The 24,754-nt window shown below is 35.3% G+C and carries 22 protein-coding genes and 1 other RNA gene; 15 read left to right on the forward strand and 8 right to left on the reverse strand.

Going from position 1 to position 24,754, the window contains the following annotated elements; all coding sequences use genetic code 11:
* Nucleotides 1-47: 47 nt before the first annotated feature.
* Nucleotides 48-2,456: a phenylalanine--tRNA ligase subunit beta gene (gene pheT / locus ACZ1GR_RS02330; protein WP_472610650.1), complete on the forward strand. Its 2,409-nt coding sequence runs from the start codon at nucleotides 48-50 to the stop codon at nucleotides 2,454-2,456.
* A gap of 4 nt (nucleotides 2,457-2,460) precedes the next feature.
* Here the strand turns inward: pheT and ACZ1GR_RS02335 are convergent, their stop codons facing one another.
* On the reverse strand, nucleotides 2,461-3,030 hold the full coding sequence (locus ACZ1GR_RS02335; protein WP_472610651.1) for a fasciclin domain-containing protein: 570 nt from the start codon (nucleotides 3,028-3,030) through the stop codon (nucleotides 2,461-2,463).
* A 210-nt stretch (nucleotides 3,031-3,240) separates the two neighbouring features.
* On the opposite strand from ACZ1GR_RS02335, the gene ACZ1GR_RS02340 reads away from it, so the two are divergent.
* The gene (locus tag ACZ1GR_RS02340; protein WP_472610652.1) at nucleotides 3,241-3,960 is read left to right on the forward strand and encodes a hypothetical protein; all 720 of its coding nucleotides are present in this window, start codon (nucleotides 3,241-3,243) and stop codon (nucleotides 3,958-3,960) included.
* Here the strand turns inward: ACZ1GR_RS02340 and ACZ1GR_RS02345 are convergent, their stop codons facing one another.
* Nucleotides 3,961-5,589: an ABC-F family ATP-binding cassette domain-containing protein gene (locus ACZ1GR_RS02345; protein ID WP_472610653.1), complete on the reverse strand. Its 1,629-nt coding sequence runs from the start codon at nucleotides 5,587-5,589 to the stop codon at nucleotides 3,961-3,963.
* A 160-nt stretch (nucleotides 5,590-5,749) separates the two neighbouring features.
* Between ACZ1GR_RS02345 and ACZ1GR_RS02350 the strand changes: the two genes are divergently transcribed.
* On the forward strand, nucleotides 5,750-7,171 hold the full coding sequence (locus ACZ1GR_RS02350; RefSeq protein WP_472610654.1) for a transaldolase: 1,422 nt from the start codon (nucleotides 5,750-5,752) through the stop codon (nucleotides 7,169-7,171).
* A gap of 36 nt (nucleotides 7,172-7,207) precedes the next feature.
* Here ACZ1GR_RS02350 and fsa read toward each other — a convergent pair whose 3' ends face one another.
* From fsa to ffs, 3 genes are all read right to left on the reverse strand, one after another.
* Nucleotides 7,208-7,864 (reverse strand): fructose-6-phosphate aldolase, encoded by a 657-nt coding sequence (fsa, locus tag ACZ1GR_RS02355; protein WP_472610655.1) that lies wholly within the window; start codon nucleotides 7,862-7,864, stop codon nucleotides 7,208-7,210.
* 33 nt (nucleotides 7,865-7,897) lie between these two features.
* The gene (locus ACZ1GR_RS02360; RefSeq protein WP_472610656.1) at nucleotides 7,898-8,704 is read right to left on the reverse strand and encodes an SDR family oxidoreductase; all 807 of its coding nucleotides are present in this window, start codon (nucleotides 8,702-8,704) and stop codon (nucleotides 7,898-7,900) included.
* 51 nt (nucleotides 8,705-8,755) lie between these two features.
* Nucleotides 8,756-8,854: signal recognition particle sRNA small type (gene ffs / locus ACZ1GR_RS02365), an RNA gene on the reverse strand.
* Nucleotides 8,855-8,942: 88 nt separating this feature from the next.
* Here ffs and ACZ1GR_RS02370 point away from each other — a divergent pair.
* From ACZ1GR_RS02370 to ACZ1GR_RS02405, 8 genes are all read left to right on the forward strand, one after another.
* Nucleotides 8,943-9,974, forward strand: coding sequence for a glutaminyl-peptide cyclotransferase (locus ACZ1GR_RS02370; protein ID WP_472610657.1), 1,032 nt, complete (start codon nucleotides 8,943-8,945; stop codon nucleotides 9,972-9,974).
* A gap of 1 nt (nucleotide 9,975) precedes the next feature.
* Nucleotides 9,976-10,368, forward strand: coding sequence for an acyl-CoA thioesterase (locus ACZ1GR_RS02375; RefSeq protein WP_472610658.1), 393 nt, complete (start codon nucleotides 9,976-9,978; stop codon nucleotides 10,366-10,368).
* Nucleotides 10,365-11,921, forward strand: coding sequence for a choice-of-anchor Q domain-containing protein (locus tag ACZ1GR_RS02380; protein ID WP_472610659.1), 1,557 nt, complete (start codon nucleotides 10,365-10,367; stop codon nucleotides 11,919-11,921). The genes ACZ1GR_RS02375 and ACZ1GR_RS02380 overlap by 4 nt, the downstream gene beginning before the upstream one ends.
* A gap of 107 nt (nucleotides 11,922-12,028) precedes the next feature.
* The gene (locus ACZ1GR_RS02385) at nucleotides 12,029-12,763 is read left to right on the forward strand and encodes a LytR/AlgR family response regulator transcription factor (protein WP_472610660.1); all 735 of its coding nucleotides are present in this window, start codon (nucleotides 12,029-12,031) and stop codon (nucleotides 12,761-12,763) included.
* Between the two features lie 146 nt (nucleotides 12,764-12,909).
* On the forward strand, nucleotides 12,910-13,056 hold the full coding sequence (locus ACZ1GR_RS02390) for a hypothetical protein (protein WP_472610661.1): 147 nt from the start codon (nucleotides 12,910-12,912) through the stop codon (nucleotides 13,054-13,056).
* Between the two features lie 101 nt (nucleotides 13,057-13,157).
* A complete protein-coding gene (locus ACZ1GR_RS02395; protein ID WP_472610662.1) occupies nucleotides 13,158-15,251 on the forward strand; it encodes an ATP-binding protein in 2,094 nt (697 codons plus the stop codon).
* Between the two features lie 11 nt (nucleotides 15,252-15,262).
* A complete protein-coding gene (locus ACZ1GR_RS02400; RefSeq protein WP_472610663.1) occupies nucleotides 15,263-15,931 on the forward strand; it encodes a response regulator in 669 nt (222 codons plus the stop codon).
* A 92-nt stretch (nucleotides 15,932-16,023) separates the two neighbouring features.
* A complete protein-coding gene (locus tag ACZ1GR_RS02405) occupies nucleotides 16,024-16,779 on the forward strand; it encodes a hypothetical protein (protein ID WP_472610664.1) in 756 nt (251 codons plus the stop codon).
* Nucleotides 16,780-16,810: 31 nt separating this feature from the next.
* Here the strand turns inward: ACZ1GR_RS02405 and ACZ1GR_RS02410 are convergent, their stop codons facing one another.
* Complete coding sequence (locus tag ACZ1GR_RS02410) at nucleotides 16,811-18,085, reverse strand: serine hydroxymethyltransferase (protein WP_472610665.1); 1,275 nt, start codon at nucleotides 18,083-18,085, stop codon at nucleotides 16,811-16,813.
* 235 nt (nucleotides 18,086-18,320) lie between these two features.
* Between ACZ1GR_RS02410 and ACZ1GR_RS02415 the strand changes: the two genes are divergently transcribed.
* Complete coding sequence (locus ACZ1GR_RS02415) at nucleotides 18,321-19,505, forward strand: hypothetical protein (protein WP_472610666.1); 1,185 nt, start codon at nucleotides 18,321-18,323, stop codon at nucleotides 19,503-19,505.
* Nucleotides 19,506-19,537: 32 nt separating this feature from the next.
* Here ACZ1GR_RS02415 and ytxJ read toward each other — a convergent pair whose 3' ends face one another.
* Nucleotides 19,538-19,930 (reverse strand): bacillithiol system redox-active protein YtxJ, encoded by a 393-nt coding sequence (gene ytxJ, locus ACZ1GR_RS02420; RefSeq protein WP_472610667.1) that lies wholly within the window; start codon nucleotides 19,928-19,930, stop codon nucleotides 19,538-19,540.
* A gap of 143 nt (nucleotides 19,931-20,073) precedes the next feature.
* Here ytxJ and clpB point away from each other — a divergent pair, with 143 nt between their 5' ends.
* From clpB to ACZ1GR_RS02435, 3 genes are all read left to right on the forward strand, one after another.
* Nucleotides 20,074-22,674, forward strand: coding sequence for an ATP-dependent chaperone ClpB (gene clpB, locus ACZ1GR_RS02425; RefSeq protein ID WP_472610668.1), 2,601 nt, complete (start codon nucleotides 20,074-20,076; stop codon nucleotides 22,672-22,674).
* Nucleotides 22,675-22,778: 104 nt separating this feature from the next.
* Nucleotides 22,779-23,375 (forward strand): TetR/AcrR family transcriptional regulator, encoded by a 597-nt coding sequence (locus tag ACZ1GR_RS02430; RefSeq protein ID WP_472610669.1) that lies wholly within the window; start codon nucleotides 22,779-22,781, stop codon nucleotides 23,373-23,375.
* Nucleotides 23,376-23,380: 5 nt separating this feature from the next.
* Nucleotides 23,381-23,947: a SixA phosphatase family protein gene (locus ACZ1GR_RS02435; RefSeq protein WP_472610670.1), complete on the forward strand. Its 567-nt coding sequence runs from the start codon at nucleotides 23,381-23,383 to the stop codon at nucleotides 23,945-23,947.
* Here the strand turns inward: ACZ1GR_RS02435 and ACZ1GR_RS02440 are convergent.
* Nucleotides 23,934-24,677 (reverse strand): DUF6503 family protein, encoded by a 744-nt coding sequence (locus ACZ1GR_RS02440; RefSeq protein WP_472610671.1) that lies wholly within the window; start codon nucleotides 24,675-24,677, stop codon nucleotides 23,934-23,936. The two genes, ACZ1GR_RS02435 and ACZ1GR_RS02440, sit on opposite strands and share 14 nt — an antisense overlap.
* Nucleotides 24,678-24,754: the final 77 nt, after the last annotated feature.

Raw genomic sequence — 24,754 nt, forward strand, 5'->3', positions numbered from 1 at the left:
AATGTGAGTTGGCAATGTTTTATATTTGCAAACTTTAAAACTGACCAATGAAGATTTCGTATAACTGGTTGAAGCAATTTTTGCAATTGGACTGGGAGGCAGAAAAAACCGGAGAACTTTTAACCGATTTAGGACTCGAGGTTGAAGGTATTTCCAATTTTGAATCTGTTAAGGGAGGCCTTGATGGAGTTGTTGTAGGCCATGTACTTACCTGCGAAAAACACCCGAATGCCGACCGGCTTAAATTAACAACTGTTGATATCGGCCAGCAAGATCCTGTTCAAATCGTTTGTGGCGCGCCGAATGTAGCTTCAGGTCAAAAAGTGCCAGTTGCTACCATAGGCACTATACTTTATACCAATGAAAATGAAGCCTGGCAGATAAAGAAAGGTAAAATAAGAGGTGAGGAAAGTCACGGGATGATATGTGCGGAAGATGAACTTGGTCTCGGAAAAAGTCATGATGGAATCATGGTTCTCGATGAGAAATTGAAACCCGGAACTCCTTGCAAAGATATTTTTGAGATTGAGAATGACCAGGTGCTCGAAATAGGTCTTACGCCCAACCGCTCTGATGCTATGAGTCATTTTGGTGTAGCAAGAGATTTAAAGGCCGGGCTAGAGCAACAAGAAATAACCAAGGAACTTATAACGCCATCGACCAGTACATTTTCTATTGATAATCGTTCATTGAAGTTTGATGTAGAAGTAGAAAATAATGAGCTCGCTCCAAGGTATTGCGGTGTAACCATCAGCAATCTTCTGGTACAAGAATCGCCTACTTGGTTAAAAAACAGATTAAAAGCTATAGGCTTATCGCCCATAAACAATGTGGTGGACATTACCAATTATGTTTTACATGAATTAGGGCAGCCTTTGCACGCCTTTGATGCTGCAAAAGTCAAAGGAAATAAAGTAGTAGTAAAAACATTACCAAAGGGTACCAAATTTACCACACTTGATGATGTTGAAAGAGAACTACATGAAGATGATTTAATGATTTGCGATAACGAAAAACCGATGTGTATTGCAGGAGTTTTTGGCGGCAAACATTCAGGTGTCACCGCAGATACTACTTCTATTTTTCTTGAAAGTGCTTATTTTGATGCTGTTTCCATAAGAAAAACCGCAAAGCGGCACGGACTAAATACCGACGCTTCTTTCAGGTTTGAACGAGGAATAGATATTAAGACTACTGAATACGCCTTAAAACGTGCAGCACTATTGATTAAAGAGGTCGCCGGAGGAGAAATAACCTCCGATATTGTTGATCTATACCCAAAAAAGAAAGATGATTTCCAAGTTTTTTTAACTTTTGAAAAGATTTATAAATTGATAGGTCAAGAAATACCTAAAGACAAAATTAAATCTATTCTAAGCTCACTTGAAATCAAGGTAAATAATGTTACAGAATCTGGTTTAGGGCTTACCATTCCTTCTTACCGTACCGACGTTCAAAGAGAAGTCGACGTAATTGAAGAAATTTTAAGGGTTTACGGGTACAACAACATAGATTACAAAGAAAAATTTACAGCCTCTATCGCTCGAACCTCAAAATTCGAAAATCATAAATTACAAGATGTAATCGGTGACCTGTTGGCGTCTAGAGGTTTTTACGAAATTATGACCAACAGTCTGGTACCTAACGAATCTGATAAAGAAGATTCCAATGTCACTATGCTAAATCCTTTAAGTACAGATTTAGGAGTGCTTCGAGAATCCATGTTATTTTCTGGTTTAACTGCTATTGCGCATAATCAAAATAGGAGAAAGCAGAATTTAAGATTATTTGAATTTGGTAAGACCTATTTGAAACATAACAATGGGTTTCAAGAAGATACCCATCTGTCTTTGTTTGTTACCGGTAATCAGTTCGAAAACAATTGGTCAATGCCCAACACCCCTTCAGGTTTTTATTATCTGAAAGGTATTTCAGAGGCAATTTTGAGAAGAATTGGAGTTCAAGGGTATCGGCAAGTAGAAACTAAGGAAGCACTATTAACCGAGGGCATAGCTTTCGAAAAAGACGGTAAAACAATCGTATCATTAGGTATTGCCAACAAAAGTTTTGTTAACAAGCTTGGTATTAAAAGTGAGGTGCTTTTTGCTGATTTTAATTGGGACTTACTACAATCATTTGCTGCAAGCAATAGTATTTCTTATCAAGAAATTCCGAAATTTCCGGAAGTAAATCGGGACTTTGCATTGTTATTGGACGAAAAAATACCATTTAAAGATTTGCACGACATCGCATTTAAAACCGAGCGGAAGTTTTTGAAAAAAGTAAATTTATTTGATGTTTATACAGGCAAGAACTTACCTGCGGGCAAAAAGTCCTATGCTGTAAGTTTTACGCTGCTAGATACCTCCAAGACCTTAACAGATAAACAAATAGATAAAATTATGTCTAAGCTGCAGAATGTCTACGTTGAGCAGTTGGGAGCAGCGTTAAGATAAATTGCTAAATTCTTGTTGGTGGCAAGATAACACTATCGATTTCGTGCATGACACCGTTACCCCTGGTAGAATCAGCTACAGTTATCATAGCAGAATTACCCATACTATCTGTCAAAATAATGTCAATGCCACGCATTGTAGCGGTTATCTTATCGCCTTGAATAGTTGTGAAAGTCGTTTTTCCTTTGCCCCTACACAAAGCTTTAAGAATACTAGAAGCTGTAAGTTTTCCAGGAACAATGTAATATTTTAAAACTGATTTCAATTGATTCTTGTTGTCGGCATTGAGCATGGCCTCAAGCTTGGTTTTTGGAAGTTTCGAAAACGCGTTATCAGATGGGGCAAAAATGGTGAATGGTCCACTTTCCTCTAACAAATCATTTAAATCCGTAGCATTATAGGCCGCTAGTAAGGTTTTGTGATTGTCAGTCGCTATTGCTTCTTTGATATTGGTGTTTTCCTTTGGGACATATACCCCAGAAGGTATGGCAGCAAGACTTTTATTCTGGGAGAATACAAAGTTAACGGTAACAAATAGTACAACAAAGCAGGTGACAGTTTGGGGGAATTTCATTTAAAAATACTTAGTGTTTCGTTCTATGCCGTTATTGCTATTCATCGATGAAATACCAAAAACATCGGTAAGATAGCTTTTTACTTCATATTTTGGGGGCATGAACCATGTAGTTCATAGAAATTAACAAAATATTAACTTTTTGATATTTGTACCGCTTCGGAAATAAAAATTGTATTTGACTAACTTTGAAAAAAAAGCTAGAAAAAGATGATACTTCCCAAAACTGATATTGAGGATAAGTTACTGCGTACCAAAAACAAATTGGTTTCTAACGATACCATTTTATTGGAAGTGCAGCAACTCTTAGAAAAAGATTTTGAGATAGAAAGCGAAATTGAAAATCGTCTCTCTCAACCTTCAAAAAATGTTGAAAATGCATTTGATTTTGAACTTTTAGAAACTGAGAGAATCTATCACATTGAACAAATCAAAAAAATCTGTACTGATTATCGATTGCGTTTTTTAGACTCTAAATACTTTAAAGGAGAAATTCCGCAAAGCGCGATATCTAAAATTAAACACCTAGAAAAAGCCCACGGAATAAGTTTAGAAGGTTTTAAAATGATGGCACCATCAAAATTATTCAAACTTGAAGATAAGGATGACCCACTTTTATTTGCCCCAATAGGCAACGGTTACTATTATCTGATCCACAAATGGGGCAACGACCTGCATCCTTTAAGAAAGTTATTGGTTTGGCCTTTTAGGGGTATGGTCAATCTTACCATAACCACCTTGATAGTCAGCTATTTTGCCACCTTTTTGGTTCCTGATGGGTTGTTTTCCAAATCAGGTTCAAATGCACAATTCTGGATTTTATTTTTCTTTATGTTCAAAACAATCGGTGCAATTGTTATCTACTATGGTTTTGCACAGGGGAAAAATTTTAACCCGGCAATCTGGAACAGTAAATATTTCAACGCATAGTTAGACCGTTACAGCATACATTTTTTTGCGCTGCTCTTTGATGGATTTATCCGACATATATTCATCAAAGGTCAAGTGCCTATCGATAGTGCCATTTGGCGTCAACTCGATAACTCTTGTAGCCACAGTTTGAACAAACTCATGGTCATGCGTAGTCATTAATATGGTACCCTTAAAGTTTTTAAGGCTGTTGTTAAATGCGGTTATACTTTCTAAATCTAAATGATTGGTGGGCTCGTCTAACAATAATACATTGGCACGTAATAACATCATTCTACTCAACATGCAACGTACTTTTTCTCCCCCTGAAAGCACGGTCGACTTCTTTAGCGCCTCTTCTCCACTAAAGAGCATTTTTCCTAAAAACCCCCTTACGTAAACCTCTTCTCTTTCTTCTTCCGTTTTTGTCCATTGACGCAACCAATCTACCAAATTCATATTGGCATCAAAATATTTTTCATTATCTGCTGGCAAATACGATTGTGTGGTGGTGATGCCCCATTGAAACTTTCCAGAATCAGCTTTTTTATCTCCAGCAATAATTTCATAAAAAGCGGTCGTAGCCCTAGAATCTTTAGAAATAATGGCAACTTTATCCCCTTTAGCAAGGTTAATGTCTATGTTAGCGAACAATAAGTCACCATCTTCAGAACTGGCGGTTAGTTTTTCAACATTTAAAATTTGATCTCCCGCTTCTCGCTCTCTATCGAAAATGATTGCTGGGTATCTTCTACTAGAGGGTTTGATATCATCTACCTTTAATTTATCCAACATCTTTTTACGAGAAGTGGCTTGCTTGCTCTTAGCTACGTTCGCACTGAAACGAGCGATAAACTCTTGCAATTCTTTAGCCTTTTCTTCAGCTTTTTTGTTTTGCTGTGCACGTTGCCTAGACGCCAACTGGCTGCTCTCGTACCAAAATGTATAATTACCCGAGTAAAGGTTAATCTTGCCAAAATCAATATCTGCAATATGCGTACAGACAGCATCTAAAAAGTGTCTGTCGTGTGAAACCACAATAACCGTATTGTCATAATTAGCCAAGAAGTGCTCCAACCAACTTATAGTTTCATAATCCAAATCATTGGTGGGCTCATCCATTATCAGTACATCTGGACTACCGAAAAGCGCTTGAGCAAGTAATACCCTTACTTTTAATTTAGAGTCCATATCCGCCATGGTGGTATAGTGCAAGTCTTCGGTGATGCCCAAGTTTGATAATAGCGCCGCGGCATCACTATCGGCGTTCCAGCCGTTCATTTCTTCAAACTGTACCTGCAACTCCCCTATTTTCTCGGCATTTTCATCGGTATAATCGGCGTACAAGGCATCAATCTGCTTTTTAATTTTAAATAAAGGTTTATTGCCCATAACCACAGTTTCTAGAACAGTAAACTCATCATAAGCATTGTGGTTTTGCTCGAGTATAGACATTCTCTTGCCAGGTTCTAAATGAACATGGCCAGAAGTTGGATCGATTTTATTGGCTAATATTTTTAAAAAAGTAGATTTACCCGCTCCATTGGCTCCTATAATTCCGTAGCAGTTGCCCTCTAAAAAAGCAACATTGACTTCATCAAACAAAACTCTTTTACCGAATTGAACAGATAGATTAGATACTGAAAGCATTTCTCAATTAATTTTTTGCAAAAATAGACAAAATTAATCCCCCCCACCAACTGTATTACTTGAGGAAAAACCTAAAAAAAGTATGGTTTTACAACATTTAACTAGCCATTAACAGCGCACCTTTCTACGGATTATTAGATTTGTTACGATAAGATAATTTATGGAAAGAGCTTTACTCTACCTAACATTTTGTTTTTTAGCCTCTTGCGCTTATAACCCCGATACTGGGAATACGGTTTATTTTGCAGGTGAAATTGTTAACCCAACCAGTGATTATGTCGTTTTGTATAAAAATGACGCCGTAGTAGACTCTGCAAAACTTGATACTAACAATAGATTTTCTTTTTCTTTAGAGAACATAGAAGAAGGGCTGCATCACTTTGATCACACCCCAGAACTGCAATATGTTTATCTCGAAAAAGGGGATAGTTTGATTATACGCCTAAATACGGTTGCTTTTGACGAGTCATTGGTTTTTTCCGGTTCAAATGAAGAGGTCAATAACTTTCTTTTAGAAATGTTCTTGAATTATGAAGATGAAGAACAACTTGTTTACTCTTACTACGCATTAGATCCTGAAAAATTTAGCGGTAAAATAGATTCTTTGCGTCTTCAAAAATTGGAAGAATTAAATACGCTTAACATAGATAAAACCATTTCTAAAGGAGCTTTTGACATGGCCAAGGCCTCAATAGATTATAACAGTTATATCTACAAAGAAAAATATCCTTTTATTCACAAGAAGAAATCTGGTGAAGAAACAATTCATAGACTAGATTCAAGCTTTTACGATTATCGAAAAAATCTAAATATCAATCTTAAAGAGCTTACGTATTTTAGACCCTATTATAATTACGTAAATAATAGATTTGGCAACCTCTCTTATATGGTCTGTGCCCAAAATTGTGGTATGGAGAAAAAAATGTCTTCAAAAGACCATTTGCATTTAAATAAACATAAAATGCACTTGATAGACAGTTTGGTAAAAGAAGAACATTTAAGAAATAACCTTTTTAGAAATGTTGCCATGGATTATTTATTGAAGGTTCATGAGGTAAATAATGAATGTAACCAGTTTATAGACAAGTTTAAAGAACTTTCTGAAAATGAGGCGCATATTGCAGAAATAAATCATCTATATAATGGCATAAAGGCCCTTCAGCCCAAAGAAAGTATTCCTGATTTAGCCATCTTGAGTGTAGAAGGTGATACTGTTCATATGAAGGATATTTCGAAAAATAATCACACTGTTTTTTACTTCTGGACAGGAGATCAAAAACGGCATTTTAGAAATGTTCTACGGCATGTAAAAAAATTAGAAAAACAGCACCCTGAATACCGTTATGTCGGAATCAACCTTAGAACTGCTGAAGACAAATGGCTGTCGATGCTCAATGAACAGGCTATCGACAAGAAGCTTCAATACAGAAGTTTTGATTTTGGTGAAATACAAGAATCATTAATTATCAATAACCTTAGCAAATGTGTTATTACGAAAGATACGGTTATTGTGGATGCTTTCGCCAATGTGTTTACCCGTAACCCATTTGTTGGGCAACAAAAAACCTTGACTGCAAAATAGCCAAGGTTTATCTATCTTATTAAGATTCTTTAAAGTCTAAGAATTTCCTTTTTTATAATCTGCTAAAAACTTCTCTAAACCGATATCTGTTAAAGGGTGTTTTAGAAGACCTTCAATTGAAGATAAGGGTCCGGTCATCACATCTGCACCAAGCTTGGCGCAATCAATTACGTGCATTGTATGCCTTATAGATGCCGCTAATATTTCGGTCTGAAAATTATAGTTGTCATAAATAAGTCGAATCTCTGCAATTAAGTTTAATCCATCGGTAGAGATATCATCCAACCTTCCTAAGAAAGGTGAAACATAAGTGGCTCCTGCTTTTGCGGCCAATAACGCCTGACCAGCTGAAAACACCAAAGTGCAATTGGTTCTAATTCCTTTATCAGAAAAATACTTTAATGCCTTAACTCCTTCTTTTATCATAGGTATTTTCACCACAATCTGGTCGTGAAGCTTGGCCAAGGCCTCCCCTTCTTTTACCATACCATCAAAATCAGTTGATACAACTTCTGCAGAAACATCTCCTTCAACAATATTACAGATATCCACATAATGCTTAAGAATATTATCCGTTCCGGTAATACCTTCTTTTGCCATAAGAGAAGGGTTCGTGGTAACACCATCTAAAACACCTAATTCTTCTGCTTCTTTAATCTGTGCAAGATTTGCTGTATCTATAAAAAATTTCATTCGTTCTTTTTTAAGTTTTTAATTCTTGTAAAACTACAATTTATAATGGTTTAAGAGTAATCTTTCATACAAAGTATCCGGTAATACACTCTTCAAGAAAAGGGAAAATTTTTGTAAAAACACGCCAACCTTATAATGAACCTTCGGATTATTTTTAATAATAATTGAATGTACTTTCTTTGCGACTACAATCGGGTCTTGTGCCCCATCTACATCAGTATTTATCATATCTAAGACTTTGGCATATGATGGATATAAAGAATTGTTATTTGCAGGTGCATGATAACGCCCGGCGGCTATATTGGTAGCAAAATCACCGGGAGCTAAATCGGTTATCTGTATGCCAAAGTCTTTGGTTTCCATTCTTAAAGCTTCAGTTACAAGACTTAAAGCTCCTTTACTGGCCGAATAAATACCACGATAAGGCAAGCCCATGTTTCCTGCAATTGAGGTTATATTTATGATCAACCCCTTTTTTTGACTTCTCATTTGGGGCAGAACCGTCTGAATCATACGAATAGGTCCGTTCAAGTTTGTATCAAAAGCCTTGTTTATTTCAGTAATTGGGGTTTCTTCAATAGGCCCTGTTATACCAACACCTGCATTATTGATAAGCACATCGAGCTTTCCTTCCTTTTCTATAATTCTATTTATGGCAGCCGAGATAGTATCACTTTTGGTCACATCAAGTTCAAGTAATTCAAATTCTTTAAAACCCTCTTGTTTTTTTAAATTTCGGCTGGTTCCATAGACTTTAAAGCCTTTTCCTGTAAGGTAAATACCTATAGCCTTGCCTATTCCGGAAGACCCACCAGTAACCAAAACTACTTTTCTATCCATGATGCAAAAATAGAGAAAACTTAAAGCCTTTGGTTCACTTTTGGGTACAAAAAAAGGCAAGCTACCTACATCGCACCGCTACGACCGCATACCCTTGCTGCGTTCCCACCCTGGGGGATTTTGCAGGAGCTGGTCGTGTAGGACTTGCCAAGGGCAAATATACAATCTTTTAAATTTGTTGCAATCACAAGACATGCTTAATTTGCAGCATATTTAATCCATGAAACATAAAATATACATGAAGGTTTTTCTTGTAAGTATAACTGCTGTTTTTTTTATTGCCTGCGGTGGTTCAAAAGACACTACCAAACTATTTGATATTCAGTTAGAAGGTCAAAAAAAGCAGTTTCAAAAAAATGATAAAGTAGGTATTTCAATACAGAATAAAGAAAACTTCACCATTTCTAAAGTTGAATATGTAATTGATGGAAAAGTTCTTCCTGTCACAGACGGAAAAATAACTTTTAATATTGAAAAACTTGGCAACAAAGTTTTAATCGCCAAAATAGACTACGATGATACCTCTGTAGACATAACCAAAAAAATAAAGGTTTTAGCAGAAAAACCTCCTGAAATTTATACTTATGAAATCGTGAACACTTTTCCCCATGATCAAACCTCTTTCACGCAAGGCTTGGAGTTTAGTAACGATACCTTATATGAGGGCACCGGTCGTAAGGGTCAATCTGTGCTCCGAAAAATTGATTTTAAAACGGGTAAAGTGCTACAAAATGTAGATTTAGACAATTCTGTTTTTGGGGAAGGAATAACAGTAATAAATGATAAAGTGCTACAATTAACCTGGCAAAGCGGTATTGGCTACGTTTACAATCAATCAGATTTAAATAAGGTAGAAACTTTTAGCTATGGAAAGAGTAAAGAAGGCTGGGGATTGTGCAATGACGGACAAAAAATTTTTAAAAGTGATGGAACCGAAAAAATATGGATTCTAGACCCTACAAACTTTACAGAGATAGATTTTATCGAAACCGTGACCAATAAATCTATCTTTAACAAGGCCAATGAATTGGAATATGTAAACGGAAAAATCTATGCCAACGTGTGGCAAAAAGAAAGCATGATGATTATTGATGCCACATCAGGTGCTATCGAAGGGGTGATAAATTTTGGAGGTCTAAAGAAAAAAGTAACGCAACACCCACAACTAGACGTACTTAATGGAGTAGCCTATCACCCAACACGTAAAACCTTTTTCGTTACAGGTAAAAACTGGGATAAGTTGTTTGAGGTCAATATCATTAAAAAGTGATATGAACAGTTATACCATACTAAAAAAAGTATCTCAAAAAGATTTAGATGACTTAAACCATGTTAATAACGTGATCTACGTAGAATGGATTCAGCAGATATCAAAAGAACATTGGCAAGCAGTATCTAAAAAACTTGCTTCGGGCTTTATTTGGGTGGTTAGAAGGCATGACATCACCTATTATGACTCTGCTAAGCTTAACGACGAAATCATAATCACAACCAATATTAAAACTAACAAAGGCCCCATTTCTTTCAGGGAAGTAGAAATGGCAAACAATAAAACGGGAAAAGTGTTGGTTAAATCTATAACAGAGTGGTGTCTATTACATTCTCAGACTTTAAAACCCATACGCGTACCTGATACCATTAAGAACTTATTTTTAGATTCTTGAAAAAAATTAGACTAAAACATATCATAATAGTTTTATTCACTGTCTCATTGGCATTAGGCTCTTCATGCAGAAAAGACTTTGATTTTAAACCCTCAGCAGGAAATCTAGAATTCTCGAAAGACACTGTCTTCTTAGACACTGTTTTCGCAAATATCGGTAGTAGTACCTACTCCTTAAAAGTATATAATCGCTCAAATGATGATATACAGATTCCAACTATAAGTCTTGAAAATGGTCAAGAAAGCAATTATCGTTTAAATGTAGATGGTGCCGCTGGTAAAACCTTTGAAAATGTTCCATTGCTGGCCAAAGACAGTTTGTTCATTTTCGTTGAAGTTACTATTCCCCATGATCAAGTAAATCAAAATGAATTTTTATATACCGATGCTATTCAATTCGGGGCATCGGGCAATACACAAAAAGTAGAATTGGTTACCCTGATTAAAGATGCGGTTTTTTTATACCCGAGGGAATTGGCCGATGGTTCAACCGAATCTTTACTTTTAGGAATTAATGACGAGGGAAATGAAATTAGAATAGAAGGTTTTTTTCTAGAGGATAATGAATTGAATTTTAACAACGAGAAACCTTATGTGGTTTATGGTTATGCAGCAGTTCCGAATGAAAGAGTAGCAACGTTTGAAGCTGGAACAAGGGTTCATTTTCATAAAAATTCAGGGTTACTGGTAAGTCCGGAAGCTTCAATCCTAGTTAATGGAATGTTGAGTACGGATCAAGAGTTATTAGAAAATGAAGTGATATTTGAAGGAGACAGATTAGAGCCAGAATTTTCAGCTATCCCCGGTCAATGGGGAACTATTTGGTTGACAAGAGGTAGCATTGATAATCAACTAAATTATTTAACCATCAAAAATGCTACAGTAGGCCTTTTAGTTGAAGGGAATGGAGATTTTACCAATTCAAATCTAACTGTAAGCAACACCCAAGTTTACAATAGTTTAAGTTTTAATCTACGCACTAAATCTTGTAAAATAAATGCAAACAACCTGGTTTTGGGTAATTCAGGATCCGTATCCGCTTTTCTTAGTCTTGGTGGTGATTACAATTTCAACCACTGTACCATAGCAAATTATTGGCGGAACAGTTTTAGGAATGTCCCCAGTTTAGTAATTACCAACTTTGAAGAAACTGGTTCTGGTGAAATTATAAGCTCAGATTTGATAGGTGCCAATTTTTCAAATTCTATTATTGATGGTAACCGGTCTATAGAGTTAAGTCTTCTAAAGAACGATTCAGCTTTATTTCAATATAACTTTACCAGTTGTGCATTGAAATTTTCCGATACTTCGAATGAGTTCAATGATGACCCCTTGTACGATTTTGACAATGCACTTCTTTTCGATTCAATATTGGTAAACGAAGAGCTACTGTTTCAAAATAGTTTAGAAAATAATTTTTCCTTAATGCAAAATTCGGCAGCTATTGATAACGGAAATATGGAAGCTGCTCAATTATTACCAACGGACATTCTAGGGTTTAACAGAACAAACCTACCAGATATAGGTGCTTACGAGTACATAGAACAAAATTGAAATCAATTCTTTAAAGCGCCTTTTGCAGAAAAACCATAGTTTTTTTAAGGGAAAAACCCAATCTATATTAAAAATCCCTTATTACCTTAGCTATCAACAAATTATGTATGAGCTATCTCTATGCCGTAATAGATTCTCAAGTACCTTCTTGTTTAAAACTAAAGGCACATTTGAGTGATTATAGTGATTTTGAACTAACGAATATAGTTCATGATCACTATGATGGCATGAGCATGATTTTAAAATATTTACCTGATGTAGTTTTTGTAAATCTAACAAAAAGTGATGCAAGCGACATTATTAAAATGATAGGCGAGCTACATCAATATATTCGCAAAATGCCTATTTTTATTGGGTATTCAGAAACCAAGCAATATGCTTATGATGCCCTAAAACAGGGTTTCTTTGATTACTGGTTATTTCCTTACACGGAGTTTGATGTTCGTAAGACAATTTTTAAACTAAGGCGACAACGTCCAAAAGAAAAAACTCCAAGTACTATTTGTTTAAAAACGTATCGCGATTTTCATTATTTGGATACCAGTGAGATTTTATACCTACAAGCCGACAATAATGCTACCGATTTTATTCTCACCGATGGAGATAAGGTTAGTGCTTATAAGACCCTAAAGTCTTTTGAAGAAACATTACCAACCAACTTCATTCGAATACATCAGAGCTATATATTAAATAGTGAGTATGTATCTAGAATTAATTACGGCAAATGTATTTGTACGTTAAGAAATAATTCGAGGGAAATTCCGTTCTCTAAATCCTACAAAACAAAAATTGACGAGTTGCAAACCCTCCTCTCCAATAACGCAATTCAACACGTTAATTAAGAAAATTCTTATAAAACTAGGCAGTTTACTAATAAAACTAGGCAGTTTACTAGTAAGATATTTTCGTTATCCCTGTTCAGCGCCCCAAATATACTTTTACTTCAGTTTTTAAAAGCAATCATATTAACTTATAAAATCAAGAACACATGAAAAAAGTATTAAGTATTTTGGCGATTTTAGTTATGACAGTAGGTTTTTACTCTTGTGAAACGGAAAGCACTACCGAAGAAGAGCAACTTTTAATACAGGCAACAGATGATGATGAATATGGATGTGAGGATGGTGAATGTTAAAAATTAATTAAGAAAATATAAAACCTCAAATGTTAATATTTGGGGTTTTTTTGTATCTTGTAAGTAGTGAATCTATTCTTTATACGATTTATACTACATGCATGAAATGGAAAATCCTTTTATTCTTATCCATAACATATTTTAGTTGCTCTCCAAAATACGAAAAGAATAATGCCTCTTCTGTCAAAGTCATCGATAGCACATCTGTTTTAATCAAAACCGCTATTACTATTGATTCTCTTTCCATACCTGAACGCATGAAGATATTAGCTCAGGCAGAGCTAAGTATTAATAAATATCCTGATAATTTAATCAAAACAAGACTGTTATCTCAACTTTCTATGGCATATAAAGAAATAGGAGATACCATTTCTTTTAGAAAAAAAAATAAATTACTTAGTGATATATCACAAGAGATTAAAGATTTTAAGTCCCACGGAGAAGCCCATTTAGAATTAGCGAAATACTTTCGAAATACTAAACCCGATAGTGCTCTATATCATTATAAAGAAGCCTATACATTGTTTTTAAAGACAGATTTAGATTCGACTTCTAAAAACTATCCTGGCATGGTTTTATACTCTTCCGCTGTTCTAAAGGACAAAAACAAAGATCACGTAGGTGCTGAAAAAGATATCGTAAAGGCCATAAAATTTTATGATAAAAATAATGCTAAAGAAAAATTATTTAGTTCATACAATGTTCTTGCAGTCACTCAAAATGGAATGGCCAAGTATGACAAGGCTTTGGAATATCATCAAAAAGCAAAAGAGTATATCCAATTTTCGAAAGAAAAGCAAAAGTACGCACAAAAGGCCATAAACCTTAACAATATGGCATCTACCAATCTTCGTAAAGGAGATTATTCCGAGGCAATTAGATATTATGAAGAATTAATAAATACAGATAGTTTTTACCAAAAAAGAAAAAAATCATATGCAAAAGCGATAAGTGGTCTGGCTTACGCAAAATTTAAAAACGGTTCTGAAGACTTCGATCAATTGGCAAATGAATACTTAAAATCTAATATGATTTTGGATAGTATCAATAATGTTTCCGATCAAGCCAGAAACTATCAATATTATGCAGAACTTTTAACGAAGCAAGGTAAAATAGATTTAGCAATTGAAAATGCCTTGAAGGCGAAAAAAATTGCCGAAGAAACTTCCAACAATGACCGTCTACTGAGTTCCTTAAAATTTTTAAATGCAACAGACCGAAATAATAGTGCAGAATATGGTAATGCCTACATAAGCCTTAGCGAGCAGTTACAGGCACAAGAGCGAAGTATGCAAGATAAATTTGCGCGAATAGAAATGGAAACCGATGAGGTAATAGAAGAAAATGTATCCCTGTCCAAGCAAAAAGAAACATTAATAGGTCTTGGTATTGCCTTGCTACTTATGGGTTTTGGAACAATTGTAATCATAATTCAAAGGTCAAATAATCAGAGACTTAAATTCCAACAAACGCAACAAGAAAGTAATCAAGAAATTTATAATCTAATGCTTTCACAACAAGGCAAATTTCAAGAAGGTAAACAATTGGAACAGAAACGTATTTCTGAGGAAATACACGACGGTATTTTAGGTCAAATGCTCGGTGTACGCCTAATATTAAGTGGCTTAAACGAACGAAATGACGAATCGGCAATAGAGCAACGGGCAGAATTAATAGAAAAACTAAGAGAATTGGAAGAAGAGATGAGAACAATCTCTCACGAACTAAATAATGCCGCTTACAAAAAAATCAATAACTTTATCATAGCTGTTCAAGATTTAATCACAACGGCAAGTTCATCATCAAAAATTGAGATTTTATTTGATTTTACAGAATCTTTTGATTGGGATAGGCTTGACGGAGACATTAAAATAAATACCTATAGAATAATTCAAGAGTGCATACAAAATTGTATAAAACATTCTAGATGTACTAAAATAAATGTAAGCTTGAATACTAAGGACAATGAAATTATTTTAAAAATTAAAGACGATGGTGTAGGTTTTAATGTTAAAAAAGGTAAAAGAGGTATTGGCCTAAGAAATATAACCTCTAGGATAGACAAAATCAACGGAAATCTTAAAATAAAGAGTGGCTTAGGCACGGGGACGGAAATTAAGATTAGAATACCTTTACCTGAATTAAGAACAAAAGAGACAATAATATCCGAAGAAAGAAAAGCTTTGGAAGCATAAAGTAGAATTTTATGAAGACATTACGAATTTTAGCAATCGATGATCACGAAATGACCATGTTGGGCTACAAGTTTATTCTTGAAAGAATTTCTTTTGATGACCATACTATTATTGTAGATACGGCAAATTCATTTAAAAGTGGTAGAGAAAAAATCGAAGAATCCGTAAACTCTTTTAAGTATGATATCATATTCTTAGATGTGCAATTATACCCTCCTAACGAAAACCAACCACATACTGGTGAAGACCTGGGCATATTGGCGCGAAAATTGGTTCCTGAATCCAAGGTTATTTTTATGTCCTCGTTTAGTGATAACCACAGAATAAATAGTATTTTGAAGTCGGTAGACCCAGATGGTTACATGGTGAAAACAGATATTGACCCAAAGTCTTTAGAAGATGCAGTAAAGACCGTGACCTTTCAACCTCCATATTATTCATCAAAAGCTTTAGCCGCCATTAGAAAAAGGATGTCTACAACCATTTCACTTGATGATAATGATAAAAAGATATTGTATCATTTATCAATAGGCACAAAGACTAAAGATTTAGAACAACATGTAGAACTATCAGCCTCTTCAATAGAGAATAGAAAAAGGCATCTTAAATCACTTTTCGGAACGGAAAAAGAAAACGATTTAGCGCTAATTTTAGCGGCTAAAAATAGAGGGTTTATATAAAATGCCATTCATCGATGTTTTTTCACACTTCAATACCTAATACTGTTATTTCATTTTTTTTAACATAATATTAACATAAATAGCGGTTAATTATGGAAAAACCACAATTTTTTTATGGTTTTACTACAGCTCCTTATGCTAAATTCGAATTAACTTTATTAAACGAATTAAGCTGGATGCAATCAAACCAAAATACCAATACCAACAAAGAAGGGAATACTTCTAAAGACTATCTAGGGATAAACGGAATTGAGTACTTCAAGAAAAGTCTTGAAAAATACTTTTTTGCTGAAGCATCCGTAAAATTAGATACTTCTAAAACCGACTCTAAGTATCACTTGATTATTGGATTGAACTGTAATTTTGGGCTCACCGAAAGCCTATTCCATTTAAATAGCGGCAATTGGGGAGGTTTTTGTAAAAATAGTACCGACCTTGAATATTCAGGTTTTGAATTGGCCGTAGCGGATTTACAAGATGAAAACCAAGTTGAAATAATCGTTGAGGAAATCGCTATACATTTTAAGGACACTTCAATATTTATCACAAAGATTCCGAATCAGGATATTACAGACCAACTATGCGCTATCTTGAGTTCGGTCAGTGAAAATTTTGTGCATTTTACGAGGGGTCTTACCGAAATGCCCTATGAGATTTTCATACCTGTTTTTGAAGAAACTTCAGAAGAAAACAGCACCATATCTTGGGCCAAAGCTAAAATTAGAACAAGTTATTTTAGCTATTGGGGTATGTATTTTCATTCAGAAGTAGACCAAGACTCATTGGTTTACGACCTGAAAAACAAAACCATCATTGATGGAGACTTTTTTCTTTTGAACAAAGAATAAAAAACTATCCCAAAAAAATTCCTCTTCCTAACTAGTCATTAAACAAAGGCTTAGCCGCCATCAAAGTATTAACTTTTTCTTTAACCGATTGTATGATTTTTTCGTTCTCTGCGTTGAGAAGAACCTCGTCAATATAGGCTACAATGGTTTCCATATCTTCCTCTTTTAATCCACGAGTGGTAATAGCAGGCGTTCCAAAACGCACACCCGAAGTTATAAATGGTGATTGATCATCAAATGGAACCATATTTTTGTTAGCGGTAATATCAGCCTTTTCTAAAGCTTTTTCTGCGTCCTTACCGGTAATATTCTTATTTCTTAAATCAATTAGCATCATATGATTATCGGTACCACCAGAGATTACCTTATACTCTTTTGCCATGAAAGCTTTTGCCATTGCCTCTGCATTTTTCTTGACCTGAATCATGTAATGTAAAAAATCATCTGAAAGCGCTTCTCCAAAAGCAACCGCCTTGGCAGCAATAATATGCTCTAAAGGCCCTCCTTGGTTTCCTGGAAAAACAGCCAAATCTAACAAAGCGGACATCTTACGTAAGTTTCCGTTCTTAAGTCGTATTCCAAAAGGATTCTCGAAATTTTCACCCATCAAAATAAGTCCGCCCCTTGGTCCCCGAAGGGTTTTGTGGGTAGTAGTGGTAACAATATGGCAATGAGGAATAGGATCGTTCAAAATACCTTTGGCTATTAAACCAGATGGATGCGAAATATCTGCCAATAGTAGCGCACCAACGCCATCCGCAATCTCCCTGAAACGCTTAAAATCCATATCCCTTGAATATGCTGATGCTCCTGCAATAATCATTTTTGGTTTTTCCTTTTCAGCTATTTCTTGAATCTTATCATAATTCAATGTTCCGGTCTCTTCATCAACACCATAAAAAACAGGATTGTATAACCTTCCTGAAAAATTAACTGGTGAACCATGCGTCAAATGACCTCCATGAGATAAATCAAAACCTAAAATTGTATCACCAGGTTTCAAACAAGCATGATAAACAGAGGCATTTGCTTGAGAACCCGAATGCGGCTGCACATTCGCATAGACCGCTCCAAAAAGCTCTTTGGCCCTATCAATCGCCAATTGCTCAACTTCATCAACAACTTCGCAACCGCCGTAATAGCGCTTACCAGGGTAACCCTCAGCATACTTATTGGTCAATACAGAACCCGCTGCTTCCATTACTTGCGGGCTTGTAAAATTTTCAGAAGCTATTAGTTCTATACCACGGGTCTGTCGTTGTTTTTCTTCTTGAATAAGGTTGAAGATGCGCTCGTCTCTTTGCATTTTATAAACATTTAAGGGGCAAAAATACAAATTGAAGTAATGATTATAGTAGTTGTAAAAACATATTTCTGTGATTTTATCCAACAAAAATTAACAATTTCAAATCTATTACAAAAAATTGATTATCAATTAATTATATATAAAATATACTACATGCCTCTCTTTAACGTTTATCAAAAAAGCAATTTTGGCATAGCTATTGAAAATATATGCCTAAACCATTAAATCAAAAGCCATGAAAAAATCTTTACTCATTATGACATTGTTAGCTTTGGCTGCCTGCGGAGGAGTCAAGAAAACACAAGAGGCTTTAAATAGCGGTAATTATACTACGGCTATGAACAAGGCCATAAAAGAACTCTCGGATAACAAGACAAAAAAAGGGCATCAACAATATGTGCTATTGTTGGAAGAAGCTTTTGCAAAAAACAAACAAAGAGAGCTTGAAAGAATATCTTTTTTAGAAAAAGATGGTAACCCTGCCAATTTAGAAACTATTTACAGAACATATTTGCAATTAAAGAAAATGCAAAATAGAATTAGACCGCTTCTGCCATTGCCTGTTTATGATGAAGACAGAGAGGCAGCGTTCAATTTTAAAAACTATGATTCTAAAATTCTAGATACTAAAGCTGAATTATCTGAATATTTATACGTCAATGCAACGGATTTACTAAAAAATGCTCGTAATAAATATGATTTTAGAAAAGCGTATGATGGTTATAAATATTTAAACGATATCAATCCTGGTTATGGCAATACTGCAGCAAAAATGGAGGAAGCGTACCAAAAAGGATTGGATTATGTTAAAATTGAACTTAAAAACGATACGCAACAGATAATTCCAGAGCGTTTAGAAGAAGAATTACTTGACTTTAATTCTTACGGCATAGACAATTTTTGGACCCAGTTTCACACAAATCCTTTAGAGTCTATAAAATATGACTATGCAATGAATTTAGATTTTAGAGAGATAAACATCTCACCTGAACAGACAAATGAGAAACAAATCATTAAAGAAAAAGAGATTAGAGACGGTTATGATTATGTTTTAGATGCCAATGGCAATGTTGCCAAAGACAGTTTAGGAAACGATATTAAGATTGAAAGATTCAAAAAAGTAAGATGTAGTTTTTACCAGTTCACGCAGTTCAAAAGCGCTCAGATTGGGGCTAGAGTAAGCTTTACAGACTTACAAAATGGTCAAGAAATTAACTCCTACCCTATTTCAAGTGAGTTTGTATTTGAACATATTTATGCAAATTACGATGGCGACAGACGCGCTTTAGACAATGACCTTATTGCCTTTCTTGATTTAGCTGCAGTTTCTTTTCCAAGCAACGAACAAATGGTTTATGATGCGGGGGAAGATTTAAAAGCCCGATTAAAAAATGTAGTGCGAAAACACAGTTTCAACTAAAATTAAAAGCCCGGGAATTTCCCGGGCTTTTTTTATATATAGTCTTCTAAATTTACTTCAGAAATCGAACCATGTGATACGTGAGATACAGTAACCCCATTCTTGACGATCAGTAATTGTGGTGATTGATGAATTACTTGAAACTTTATCGCCACTTCGTTCGAAACATCCCTATGGGTATGAAGGTCCAAAAAATAGAGATCCAACTGGTTTTCCTTAAACTCATAATTATCCACAAACATGTTTAGAACCATTCTACTAATGCCACAGGTAGTCGAATGCTTAAAGATTACCTGTGCTTTCCCTTTTGATTTTATTTCAATTTCGTTCAGTTGTTCAATTGACTGAAGCGGAATCCATGGTAAAATTTTATCCTCCTTTTTAGATTCCGAACTGCCACCAAAAATACCTCCAAATAAACCCATACCTTATTTTTTTGATTAGGTCGAAAATAACAGCATTACTTACAGATACAGACAAAATGTCCTTTATTTTCAATGCTTTAACGTCATTTTGACTGACTTTTTAATTGGTAAGGTTGTTGCCCTTCCATTTCAAAATAATTGAAATGAATTTTAACAATTTTACTATAAAATCACAAGAAGCCCTTCAACAAGCGCAGCAAATTACGCAAGGTTTTGGGCATCAACAAATAGAAAACGAACATCTTTTTAAGGCAATAACCGAGATAGATGAAAATGTCTTGCCATTTATTTTGAAAAAACTCAATGTAAATGCGACCCTTATCAATCAGGTATTAGAAAAAGAACTGCAAAGCTATGCGAAAGTTTCCGGTAGTGAAATTATGCTTTCAAGGGAGGCAAACAAGACCTTAACCGAAGCTTCTATCATTGCAAAAAAAATGGATGACGATTATGTTTCCATAGAACATTTAGTTCTGGCAATTTTTAAATCGAAAAGTAAAATAAGTCAGATTCTTAAAGACAACGGAGTTACGGAAAAAGACCTAACAAAAGCAATCGAAGAACTACGAAAAGGTGGAAGAGTAACTTCACAAAGTGCCGAAGACACTTATAATTCTTTGGATAAATATGCAAAAAACCTAAACTCCCTTGCCGATTCTGGAAAGTTAGACCCTGTTATTGGCAGAGACGAAGAAATAAGAAGAATTCTACAAATACTCTCAAGAAGAACAAAAAATAATCCTATGTTGGTTGGTGAGCCTGGTGTTGGCAAAACAGCCATTGCAGAGGGCCTAGCGCATCGAATAGTTCAAGGTGATGTGCCAGAGAACCTTAAAGAAAAGATTATATATTCTTTGGATATGGGGGCACTGATTGCTGGTGCAAAGTACAAAGGCGAATTTGAAGAACGCCTAAAGTCTGTCATTAAAGAAGTAACTTCTTCAGATGGTGATATTGTTCTCTTTATTGATGAAATCCATACCCTAGTGGGTGCTGGTGGTGGTCAAGGTGCTATGGATGCCGCTAACATTTTAAAACCTGCTTTGGCTAGGGGCGAATTACGTGCTATCGGCGCTACCACTCTGGACGAGTATCAAAAATATTTTGAAAAAGACAAAGCATTAGAAAGACGTTTTCAAAAAGTCGTTGTAGATGAACCCGATACAGAAAGTGCGATTTCAATCTTAAGGGGTATCAAAGAAAAATATGAAGCACATCATAAAGTACGTATTAAAGATGAGGCGGTGATTTCAGCTGTTGAGCTATCACAACGTTACATCACCAATCGCTTTTTACCGGACAAGGCTATTGATTTAATTGATGAAGCGGCATCGAAGTTACGAATGGAAATCAACTCCAAACCAGAAGAACTCGATGTGCTGGATAGAAAAATAATGCAACTCGAAATTGAAATTGAAGCAATTAAGAGAGAGAATGATAGCGTAAAGTTAAAAGCCTTGAATCTAGAGTTGGCCAATTTTAAGGAACAACGAAATGAAATCTTTGCCAAGTGGGAAAGCGAAAAAACCGTTGTCGATAATATTCAAAAGACAAAACAAGATATTGAAGCTTATAAGCTTGATGCTGAAAGGGCTGAACGAAATGGTGACTACGGCAAGGTGGCTGAATTACGTTATGGAAAAATTAAAGAAGCGCAAGAACAGTTAGATAAGCTTAATCTTGAGTTACAAGAACAACAAAAAAGCAGCACCCTTATAAAAGAGGAAGTTACAAATGAGGACATTGCCGAGGTAGTTGCCAAATGGACTGGGATTCCTGTAACAAAAATGCTTCAGAGCGAACGTGAAAAGTTATTGCGACTAGAGGATGTTCTTCGTAAAAGAGTTGTTGGTCAAGAAGAGGCTATCGAAGTCGTATCTGATGCAATAAGACGCAGTAGAGCTGGTTTGCAAGACACTAAAAAACCTATTGGGTCATTTATGTTCTTAGGTACTACGGGAGTTGGTAAAACCGAATTGGCAAAAACCTTAGCGGCATATTTGTTCGATGATGAAAACGCAATGACGAGAATAGATATGAGCGAATATCAAGAGCGTCATGCAGTAAGCAGGCTCGTCGGAGCACCTCCAGGCTATGTGGGTTATGATGAAGGTGGACAATTGACCGAAGCAGTGCGCAGAAGACCCTATTCCGTAATCCTTTTAGATGAAATTGAAAAAGCCCACCCAGATACTTTTAACATATTGTTACAGGTATTGGATGAGGGTAGGCTTACCGACAATAAAGGGCGTATTGCAGATTTTAAGAACTGTATAATCATCATGACCAGTAATATGGGAAGTCATATTATTCAAGAGAAATTTGAAAATAATAGCGATTTACACAGCGCTACTGAAGCAGCTAGAGTTGATGTTTTGGGACTTCTAAAAAAGACCATTCGTCCAGAGTTCTTAAATAGGATTGATGACATCATCATGTTTACCCCACTGAACAGGGCAAACATCAAGCAAATAGTTGGTATTCAATTAGACCAGCTCAAAAAAATGCTGCTTAAGCAGAACATCACACTAGATGCCACAGACCAAGCAATCGCTTACCTAGGTAACAAAGGGTTTGATGCGCAGTATGGTGCCAGACCGATAAAGCGTTTGATTCAGAAAGAGGTTTTGAACAAACTTTCCAAAGAGCTTTTAGCGGGAACCATTAAAAGTGAGAGTATAATTCTAATAGATTCATTCGATGAAAAGCTAGTATTTAGAAATCAGAATGAACTAGTCGATTAATTACAATATTTAGTTTCTTTTCAAAGGGCATCCCAATTGGATGACCTTTTTAATACCATGCAGTATATATTTTTTCTATATTAGCTAGTAACAAACCAGTATTCATGTCTACCAAAGCCGAACGCACTACACAGTATATTATAGAAACTGTGGCTCCCATTTTTAACAAACATGGCTATGTTGGCACTAGCATGAGTCATTTAACCGAGGCTACTGGGCTTACGAAAGGCGCTATTTATGGTAATTTTGAAAATAAAGAAGCTTTAGCTTTAGAGGCCTTCAAGTATAACAGAAACCTTCTGTTGGGTAAGATTGATGATTTGTTAGACGCGAATGGGGACTCGTTAGATAAAGTATATGCCCTCATAAATTTCTACAGGCAGTACGATGTTTTCACCATGCAAATGGGCGGTTGTCCCATTTTAAATATTGGTGTTGATGCACAACATAATAATTCGTTGTTAGTGGCCGCTAACAAAGAAACTATAAAAGAGATTGAAGGTAAAATTGCTTTAGTTATTGAAAATGGCGTTAAAGCTGATGAAATGAAAATTCCTGTTCCTCCCTTACAATTTGCCAAACAACTTTACACGATACTTCAGGGCGCTGTTGCTATGGCTACTATGACAAGGGATAGAAAATACTTAGTGAACACAATGGCTTATTTAGAACTTTTGGTTCAAAAAGAAATTAAAAAATAAAAACTATGCTCAGCTTACACAAACTATTTTCTTTAAAAACCATTAAATCTCTTAAACTTGGTTTTTATTTAGGAATTCTTTCTCTTTTAATCTTTTTAGGCTGCAACAATAAAAACGCAGAGCCCGTGAAAGACCCGATTATATCAACCTTTTATTTAATACGGCATGCGGAAAAAGACAGAACAGACCCCACCAATAAAGACCCTGAATTAAATCAAGATGGTTTGGGCAGGGCTATAAAATGGGCAGAGGTTTTTGAACCGATTGATTTAGACATCATATATTCGACCAACTATGAGCGCACTTCTATGACAGCTGCTCCTACTTCGGTTAAAAAAAATATTGATGTTACTTATTACAACCCAAGCGAAATTGATATTGAGGCTTTGAAAGAAAAAAATCTAAGCAAAAATGTCTTGATAGTCGGTCACAGTAATACCACGCCGGCGTTGGTAAACAAACTACTTGGTTTTGAAAAATATGAAGCTATGGATGATACCGACAATGGCAGTCTTTTTATAGTTCGCTTTGTTGATAGCGTGGCTACGGACATTAGACTCAATATGAACTAACCTTTATACTATCTAATTCAATTTTCGAAAGTAGTTCCAATCCACCTGATTGAAATAGGCTATCCATTTCAAAGATAGAAACAGATTTTTCTTTAGGCTTTAAATTGTTATAGTCAACAAAGCGTATTCCTTCAACATAGCGCTCATTATAGGCCTGCCTAAAGCGTATGCCTCCTCCATCTACATGAAACTCGTAAGCCAAAAAGTCTGGTTTAAAAGTGCTTTTGTTGAACCAATACAGATAGATGTCATCAAAATCTTCACCACCATTGTTTTGGTCAAATGTAACTTTTAGTTTATAATACAAGATATCATTTATGGCTATTTCTCCTAAAAGTTCCTTTTTTACGGCATCATCATTCAATCCAAAAGGCAGTCTGGCAAAATAATGAACAGAATTTACGGAGTTCGCATATCTATTTGCTATAGAATCCGATATGGTAATTAAACTATCATTAAAAAAACGTTGAAAGTCATTGTGAGTTTTCACATCTGTAATGCGAAGCGAATCCGCATAAGTAATCCGTTTGAGTATTTTCTTTCCGTCCATTACTTCAGACACATATTTTTTGTCCCTAAAAACAAAGGAAACTTTTCTCGTACTATGTAATTCTCCACCACTAACTGCAATGGCCTTGTCAATAATCTCTTGTGCTGTTAGTTTTTTGTCTGTGGTTTCGGCGCAAGACGCCAATACTACTATTGATAATAAAAGAATAGTTTTTTTCATGAGATGTATGTCGTAAAACAAGCTTTAATAACTACAAAAATAGGTGCAATACTTTTAGAGTTCTTATTTTTGCAAGG

It is taken from the genome of Croceitalea sp. W27 (genome assembly GCF_055693185.1).

Bases quoted from the DNA above. Each gene is read 5' to 3' on its own strand.
- ACZ1GR_RS02400 (WP_472610663.1), top strand. From the start codon at position 15,263: ATGAAGACATTACGAATTTTAGCAATCGATGATCACGAAATGACCATG.
- ACZ1GR_RS02410 (WP_472610665.1), bottom strand. From the start codon at position 18,085: ATGCAAAGAGACGAGCGCATCTTCAACCTTATTCAAGAAGAAAAACAA.
- ytxJ (WP_472610667.1), bottom strand. From the start codon at position 19,930: ATGGGTTTATTTGGAGGTATTTTTGGTGGCAGTTCGGAATCTAAAAAG.
- ACZ1GR_RS02440 (WP_472610671.1), bottom strand. From the start codon at position 24,677: ATGAAAAAAACTATTCTTTTATTATCAATAGTAGTATTGGCGTCTTGC.
- ACZ1GR_RS02375 (WP_472610658.1), top strand. From the start codon at position 9,976: ATGAACAGTTATACCATACTAAAAAAAGTATCTCAAAAAGATTTAGAT.
- fsa (WP_472610655.1), bottom strand. From the start codon at position 7,864: ATGAAATTTTTTATAGATACAGCAAATCTTGCACAGATTAAAGAAGCA.
- ACZ1GR_RS02415 (WP_472610666.1), top strand. From the start codon at position 18,321: ATGAAAAAATCTTTACTCATTATGACATTGTTAGCTTTGGCTGCCTGC.
- ACZ1GR_RS02360 (WP_472610656.1), bottom strand. From the start codon at position 8,704: ATGGATAGAAAAGTAGTTTTGGTTACTGGTGGGTCTTCCGGAATAGGC.
- ACZ1GR_RS02340 (WP_472610652.1), top strand. From the start codon at position 3,241: ATGATACTTCCCAAAACTGATATTGAGGATAAGTTACTGCGTACCAAA.
- ACZ1GR_RS02390 (WP_472610661.1), top strand. From the start codon at position 12,910: ATGAAAAAAGTATTAAGTATTTTGGCGATTTTAGTTATGACAGTAGGT.
- ACZ1GR_RS02395 (WP_472610662.1), top strand. From the start codon at position 13,158: ATGAAATGGAAAATCCTTTTATTCTTATCCATAACATATTTTAGTTGC.
- ACZ1GR_RS02430 (WP_472610669.1), top strand. From the start codon at position 22,779: ATGTCTACCAAAGCCGAACGCACTACACAGTATATTATAGAAACTGTG.
- ACZ1GR_RS02405 (WP_472610664.1), top strand. From the start codon at position 16,024: ATGGAAAAACCACAATTTTTTTATGGTTTTACTACAGCTCCTTATGCT.
- ACZ1GR_RS02385 (WP_472610660.1), top strand. From the start codon at position 12,029: ATGAGCTATCTCTATGCCGTAATAGATTCTCAAGTACCTTCTTGTTTA.
- ACZ1GR_RS02350 (WP_472610654.1), top strand. From the start codon at position 5,750: ATGGAAAGAGCTTTACTCTACCTAACATTTTGTTTTTTAGCCTCTTGC.
- ACZ1GR_RS02335 (WP_472610651.1), bottom strand. From the start codon at position 3,030: ATGAAATTCCCCCAAACTGTCACCTGCTTTGTTGTACTATTTGTTACC.
- ACZ1GR_RS02435 (WP_472610670.1), top strand. From the start codon at position 23,381: ATGCTCAGCTTACACAAACTATTTTCTTTAAAAACCATTAAATCTCTT.
- pheT (WP_472610650.1), top strand. From the start codon at position 48: ATGAAGATTTCGTATAACTGGTTGAAGCAATTTTTGCAATTGGACTGG.
- ACZ1GR_RS02345 (WP_472610653.1), bottom strand. From the start codon at position 5,589: ATGCTTTCAGTATCTAATCTATCTGTTCAATTCGGTAAAAGAGTTTTG.
- ACZ1GR_RS02370 (WP_472610657.1), top strand. From the start codon at position 8,943: ATGAAGGTTTTTCTTGTAAGTATAACTGCTGTTTTTTTTATTGCCTGC.
- clpB (WP_472610668.1), top strand. From the start codon at position 20,074: ATGAATTTTAACAATTTTACTATAAAATCACAAGAAGCCCTTCAACAA.